Below are 6,362 nucleotides of genomic sequence, written 5' to 3'. Positions count from 1 at the left end.
TCATCGTTGGTTGTTTCGTGTGGCTCTTTGAGGTTTCGACTCTTGGACCATCGCTTTTGACCTTTCTTCCACTGGCGGTTTTCCCATTTTTCTTGACCAGTTAAATAATTGACCAATCCTTGCATCCCATCTGAATCGTATTGAATGTTTTGCACTTGCCTTCTACCAAGAGGCTGCTTCTTCTTTCCTCGCCCTTTAGACCAAACGCTCTCGATTGCATCCCTTGATGGTCCATTGTTTAAAACGATATGGTGATGGATTCGAGTGATATAGCCTACTTCCTCATCGTATTGATAAGAGGTAAACCACATGTACTTGAGTTCGCACCCTTCTTTCTCATAGAGTCTTTTTAGTTTTTTCAAAGTGTTTTCTTGATCACGCTTGGTATCAGCAGGCTTTTCAGGTAGAAATTGATCAGAATAAGTAAATGTGGCATAGTAATCTTTTTCTCCAAAGTTTGCATATAGGAACAATGCGGCCTTTCTTTTACTTTGGGCTTGATTCCATCTTGCTTGAGATAAGCCAGTTACTTTCTTTCTCCTGCCTCTGGGTTCTCTACATTTTCGTTCCTGCTCGATCGTCCTGCTGTAAAGTCGGATTTCTTTATATGGTCCAGCTTCCACTCTGCGTTCTCTAACAAATGATTTCTTCATGACAAACACCCCAGAATTTTCTACGTCCGTTAAGTTAGTATCTAATACAAGGACGATAAAACGCCGAAATAGCAGCGTTTTTTTGCAAAAATAGTCTGAGGATGGTATACTTATCTTGTCGGAGATAATAAATACCATTCTCAGAAGTCGCCAAAATTGGCTGCTTTTTTTATTGTTCTGAAAACTGGAAAAGAACCTTTTCTTCGGTTGGTTTTCCCAGATGAAAAATATGGTGATACAGAGTCCTTCCACGCAGCTGAAACGTCTCTACTCTGCCTCGCTCAGTTTTCGCTTCAATACTGTATACATAATTCTCTCCACGTTTCCTCATACGAACCTGCATTACAATTGCAGGCATTTTTTCCAAGTAATCGATCGCCTTTGATAACATCTACATCACCTGCAGCTTTCACTCATCTTCGAACAAATTTATCTGTCCAGAATTATTGACATCAATTGGATAAACAACTGGTTCCAATTCTCGTTTCGGTAATCCATGATTTGATTCTGCATCAATGGTAATTCCCCGATGATCACTAGTGACTTTGATTCCAACCTTTATTGAGATTGTGCGTTTTGCTTCAATGTCCTTTTGAGTATCCTGTAAATCGTTAGTAATTGTTCGAACTTCTGCATCTAGCAAACTGTTGACTTTTGCCATCAACTTATCGGCTAACGTTAGGGCTAAGTTGTCATTATTCATATTGAATTCCTCCTTTACTTACTAAATCCGGTAGCAACTTAGGGATGGCCATTTGTAACTTTTGAAACTGGTCATCTGAAACAACAAAATATAACGCGATCGTTGGTGTCTCATCACTATCAAATGAACGATCCTCTACTTCACATGTCGATTCAAACTTATTCCAGATAATCGACTTAATTTTTTGAGTGTATGGCTTAACATACATTCGATTAGTAGTGAAAATAATTTCTCTTTCTTTAAACATCTAGTTACCCTCCAATCATTAATAGGAAACAAATAGCTAACAAAATACCGTTTAACAATAAGCTGGCATAAGCAATTCCTTGTAATTGACGTGCTTTATACAATGGATTGTCATGGAGCGTAGCTAACCATTTTTTACTCATTCTTATCACCTCAATTCAATTTGTCGATTCAATCGATTCTGATAAATCAACTCCTGACAGCTCCAAAGTTCTCGAGTCGATAAGTCTCGTTGTGTTTCTGTTAACGGTCTTTTCCGATCATTAAGTTCATCATGTATGCATCTGATCTTTTCTTTTGTAAGCTCATGTATCAATAGTTCTTGGGATAATGTGTATTTCATTTGATTCCTCCTGTTTCTTCATGCTGGCGGGCATTAGATTTTTTTATTGTTTAGGAATCTTTTTATATCATCACGGTCAAATCTGGTTTCCTTACCAAAAGGTATTTGTGGTAATCCCTCAATGATCCATTCGTTAATCCGTTCTTCACCAATCCGGAGAATTTGTTTCACCTGCTTCTTCGTTGGATATGGTGGAAGGTCTTCAGCTTTGATCGATTCTCCTACCTTTTGAAGAACCTTAGCAGCAATAACTGCTGCTAATTCTTCCCCAAATGATTCTGGTATTTCTATTGGTGCTGAAATGATTGCCAAATTAATCACCTCACTTTATATTAGATTAATTATGTTCTTTTTGTAGCGTTTTTGCGACTTTGTTGCCAAAAAAAATTTGAACTGCTTCTTCTCCAGATAATGGAACAACTGCTGTGATCTTCTGAGCTTCTTCTACAGAAAAACCTTTCCCCTCACCTTTTAATTTTCTATAGAAAGTACTTCTATTTACACCAATTAACTCGGCTACTCTTTGCTTTGTGTTCCTTTGTTCGATAATTTCATCCAATCTTTCAACATCAACTGGCATGTTTTCACCTCCTATTTTTGTCGCATTAATGCAACTCACACTTTTATAATACAAGCGACAAAAATATTTGTCAACACATTTGTTGCATTTATGCGATTAATAAGTTGCATTTTTGCAACACATCTGATAATATTTATTTAAAGAAAACTTATGGAGGTATTCAAATGGAAGTGGGAGAAAGAATTAAGCAGAGAAGGAAGGAACTAGGATATAATGCTGATTACTTGGCATCTAAATTAGGTGTTTCAAGATCTACCATCTTCCGTTATGAAAAAGGGGAAATAGAGAAACTTCCTACCGAAGTACTTGAAAAGTTAGCGATCTCTCTAGATACAACTCCCGGATATTTAATGGGATGGACAGAAAAACCTCAAGATAAATTATTGAACATATATAACCAATTAGATATTCAAAAGCAAGATGAGGTTTATAACTTTGCCAAGTTTAAACTTAACGAACAGAATAAGGAGATTTTTACTATAGCCGCTCATTCGGATGATCCTAATAAAAAAATAACTAAAAAAGAATTTGAGGATCTTAATAGATATCTTGATGAGGCTGATAAAAATTTTGATGGTAAGTAGGGTTGTGTATGAATGATTTTGAAAACCTTTTAGATAAAGTTAATACAGAAGTACCAGTTATCGAGTTAACATTAGAAGAGGATACTGGATATACTGGTCTTTATAGAAATAACCGTATCTACTTAGACAAAACTAAATCAAATAGAAAAAAGAAAGTTGTCTTGGCTGAAGAATTCGGGCATCATAAAAGATCCATTGGAAATATTCTTAATTATAAAGATCCTGATGCTTGGAAGGAAGAATGGAAGGCTAGAAGATATGGAATTGAACTATTAATAACTTTAGATGATCTTTTAGATTGTGCTTTAAATGGTTGTAATAATATTTATGAATGCAGTGAACACCTAAATGTAACACCAGAATTCTTTGAAGATACTCTCATTCATTACTTCAATAAGTATGGAAAATATCATTACCATCGTAACTTTAAGTTTACATTTGACAATGAATTTATCTTTGTTGAATCTCTAAAAGTATTTGGATAAAAAAGAGCCTATAGAAGCGGCTACTTCTAATAGGCTAGCTCATTTCTGAGACATTACAAAATTATTATATCAAAGAAATGAGGAAAAGAAATGAAAAAAGTAGTAATAGGGTTATTACTTTCTACAATGTTTTTGGGCGCATGTACTTCAAATGCAAAAACTACAACAGAAAATAGTAGCACAATCAAAAGTTCTGAAAACAGCACTTCTGAAAGTACGACAGAATCAATAGCACTCTATGTATCACGTCCTGCTTATTATTTAGAAAACAACAATTTTCATTTAGCTGGAAAAGCAGATCCACAAAAGACTGTTACAATTACAACAAGTGGCGAACTAGTAAAAGAAATAACACCTAGTGAAGATGGAAGCTTTAGCATCACTGTTCCCTTACCTGAAACAGAAACTCAGGATTTTGAATTAACAGATGGCACCACAAATGAAAAGGTATCCATAAAATCTAAAGCTGAGCTTCAAAAGGCAGCTGATGAAGTTGAAGCGAAACGAAAAGAGCAAGAAAAACAAAAAGCTGAAGCTGAGAAAAAAGCTGCTGAAGAAGCAGCTGCAAAAGAACAAGCTGAAAAAGAAGCCGCTGAGAAAAAGAAAAAAGAAGCTGAAGAAGCTGCAAAAAAAGCTGCTGAAGAAGAAAAAGCTAGTTACGATACTGGTGTTACGTTTGAAAATCTCGCTCGTAATCCAGACACATATTTAGCAGAAAAAGTTAAGTTTTCTGGAAGGATTATTCAAGTTATTAAAGGTGATGATCAATCACAATTCAGATTTGCTATAGATGATAATTATGATCAAGTAATTTTAATTGAAATATCCGAAGATCAGCTTTCGAATAATCGACTTTTAGAAGATGACTATATTACTATTCGTGGAGTATCTTTTGGAGAATATACTTATACTTCTGCTTTAGGTGGAGAAATTACAGTTCCTGCTGTAGTGGTGGATTCTTTTGAAATGAATAACTAAATAAAGGAGAAAATGAAATGGGATTATTTGATGGTATACTTGGCAATGCAACCGACATAAAACATGAAGAGGTAAAAAAAGAGTTGTCAGCTGTTCTTATGCCTAATGAAAATATTGATTTAGCTTTCAAATTAGTTAGGGACTTGATTGTGTTTACCGACTATCGCCTAATTGTAGTAGATAAACAAGGTATAACAGGAAAAAAAGTAGATTACAAAACGTTTCCTTATAAAAGTATCTCAAGGTTTAGCGTAGAAACAGCTGGGCATTTTGATTTAGATGCAGAATTGAAGATTTGGATTTCAGGTGCTGTTGAGCCTGCTCAAAGCCTCCAGTTCAAAAAAGATAAAAGTATTACTCAAATTCAGCAAGCGCTAGCCACTGCTATACTGAAATAAAACAAACACGCCCCTCTTTCTTGGCAGACAAGGAGCGTGCTAACAAAAAACTGATGTTTATTTGTTGTACATAATTATACCAAATTGAAAGGAGTGATGCCACCTCGTTCTACATGCTGGCGGGCAAGAAAGGACGATAAATAATGATAAAAAAGTATAAGAAGAAAGATGGATCTACCGCCTATATGTTTCAGATATACTTAGGCGTTGACCCTATTTCTGGTAAAAAGAAACGAACAACGAAACGAGGGTTTAAAACACAGCAAGAGGCAAAGCTTGCACTTGCTCGTTTACAACTAGAATCAAAAGAACCTGATTTCATCACTGAAACAACAAAAACATTTGAAGAAGTATGCAATATGTGGTTAGAGCAATATAAAAACACAGTAAAGGCTAGTACTTACACTATTCAAAAAGTTGCGATAGACAAACACATTCTCCCTTTATTTGGTCATATCCGAATGAGTAAGATTACTATTCAATTTTGTCAAAAACAGGTAAATCATTGGTTTAGTTACTATAAAAAATACTCCAACTTAATCGGTATCACGACATCAGTATTCAATTATGCTATCAATATCCGGTTACTCAATAATAATCCAATGGATGGTGTAATTCGACCTAAGAAACAGCAAAAAGTAGATGAAGAGGACTACATCGCTCCTTTCTATGATCGTGAACAGTTGCTTACTTTTTTGTCGGTGGTAAAAGAAAACTATTCAGAACAATTATTTGTGATGTTTCGCATTCTTGGTTATACGGGTCTCCGCAAAGGAGAATTGCATGCATTACGTTGGAAAGATATTGATTTCGTTAAGAAAACTCTTACCGTTAAACAAACACTAGCAACTATTCAGAATTGGGAGTTAGTTTTTCAGCCGCCGAAGACAAGAAAAAGTATTCGTACTATCTCTTTGGATGATGAGACGCTGGGTCTGATAAAAAAATGGAAATTAAACCAACAAAAATTTCTTTTTCAGTTTGGCATAAACTCATTATCTCAAGGTCAATTGCTCTTCCCTTCTACTGAAAACAAACCGCTTTATCTAGATTACCTGAACCATAATCTTTCGAAAATCCTGAAAGAAAATAATTTGCCTAAAATGACTGTCCACGGATTTAGACATACTCATTGTAGTTTACTATTTGAAGCAGGTGTTTCAATAAAAGACGTGCAGGAACGAATGGGCCATACTGATATTAAAACTACTATGAACATATATGCTCACGTAACTGAACAAAGAAAAGAAAAAACTGCTCATGACTTTGCAAACTTCATGGCAAACGGCAGCCCAGATCCAGATAAAAATACTAGGGGTAGTCAAAGGGGTAGTCAAATGTAAAAAAAGAGATTTCCCTATAAATAGGAAAACCTCTAGAAAGCTGATGAGA

11 protein-coding genes are annotated in these 6,362 nt (G+C 35.3%); 5 read left to right on the top strand and 6 right to left on the bottom strand.

The genetic code is table 11. The features are described 5' to 3' along the window. The 6 genes from ACI3E5_RS03590 to ACI3E5_RS03565 form a co-directional block, all read right to left on the bottom strand. Positions 1 to 653, bottom strand: a 653-nt coding sequence (locus ACI3E5_RS03590) for a rolling circle replication-associated protein (RefSeq protein ID WP_498820779.1), incomplete at its 3' end; no start/stop codon positions are given. Between the two features lie 409 nt (positions 654 to 1,062). Further along, a complete protein-coding gene (locus ACI3E5_RS03585; protein ID WP_498820777.1) occupies positions 1,063 to 1,356 on the bottom strand; it encodes a hypothetical protein in 294 nt (97 codons plus the stop codon). Beyond that, complete coding sequence (locus tag ACI3E5_RS03580; protein WP_087627986.1) at positions 1,349 to 1,603, bottom strand: hypothetical protein; 255 nt, start codon at positions 1,601 to 1,603, stop codon at positions 1,349 to 1,351. The genes ACI3E5_RS03585 and ACI3E5_RS03580 overlap by 8 nt, the downstream gene beginning before the upstream one ends. 4 nt (positions 1,604 to 1,607) lie before the next feature. Continuing rightward, positions 1,608 to 1,745: a hypothetical protein gene (locus ACI3E5_RS03575; protein WP_005233987.1), complete on the bottom strand. Its 138-nt coding sequence runs from the start codon at positions 1,743 to 1,745 to the stop codon at positions 1,608 to 1,610. A gap of 233 nt (positions 1,746 to 1,978) precedes the next feature. Further along, the gene (locus ACI3E5_RS03570) at positions 1,979 to 2,266 is read right to left on the bottom strand and encodes a helix-turn-helix domain-containing protein (RefSeq protein ID WP_231434884.1); all 288 of its coding nucleotides are present in this window, start codon (positions 2,264 to 2,266) and stop codon (positions 1,979 to 1,981) included. Positions 2,267 to 2,282: 16 nt separating this feature from the next. After that, positions 2,283 to 2,525: a helix-turn-helix domain-containing protein gene (locus ACI3E5_RS03565; RefSeq protein WP_231472537.1), complete on the bottom strand. Its 243-nt coding sequence runs from the start codon at positions 2,523 to 2,525 to the stop codon at positions 2,283 to 2,285. A 164-nt stretch (positions 2,526 to 2,689) separates the two neighbouring features. On the opposite strand from ACI3E5_RS03565, the gene ACI3E5_RS03560 reads away from it, so the two are divergent. From ACI3E5_RS03560 to ACI3E5_RS03540, 5 genes are all read left to right on the top strand, one after another. Next, entirely contained in the window at positions 2,690 to 3,109 is a 420-nt protein-coding gene (locus tag ACI3E5_RS03560; protein ID WP_142967291.1) for a helix-turn-helix domain-containing protein, read from the top strand. 8 nt (positions 3,110 to 3,117) lie between these two features. Then, complete coding sequence (locus ACI3E5_RS03555) at positions 3,118 to 3,594, top strand: ImmA/IrrE family metallo-endopeptidase (protein WP_195960753.1); 477 nt, start codon at positions 3,118 to 3,120, stop codon at positions 3,592 to 3,594. A 90-nt stretch (positions 3,595 to 3,684) separates the two neighbouring features. Continuing rightward, a complete protein-coding gene (locus ACI3E5_RS03550; RefSeq protein WP_087627992.1) occupies positions 3,685 to 4,572 on the top strand; it encodes an Ig-like domain-containing protein in 888 nt (295 codons plus the stop codon). 17 nt (positions 4,573 to 4,589) lie between these two features. Then, positions 4,590 to 4,970: a PH domain-containing protein gene (locus tag ACI3E5_RS03545; RefSeq protein WP_087627993.1), complete on the top strand. Its 381-nt coding sequence runs from the start codon at positions 4,590 to 4,592 to the stop codon at positions 4,968 to 4,970. A gap of 143 nt (positions 4,971 to 5,113) precedes the next feature. Next, a complete protein-coding gene (locus tag ACI3E5_RS03540) occupies positions 5,114 to 6,313 on the top strand; it encodes a site-specific integrase (RefSeq protein WP_269924019.1) in 1,200 nt (399 codons plus the stop codon). The last annotated feature ends 49 nt before the right edge of the window (positions 6,314 to 6,362 follow it).

The sequence above is a fragment of the Candidatus Enterococcus avicola genome, assembly GCF_047470845.1.
GTDB lineage: Bacteria > Bacillota > Bacilli > Lactobacillales > Enterococcaceae > Enterococcus_D > Enterococcus_D casseliflavus.
Note: the sequence above shows the minus strand (reverse complement) of the source record. Positions and strands in the feature narration are given on the sequence as shown.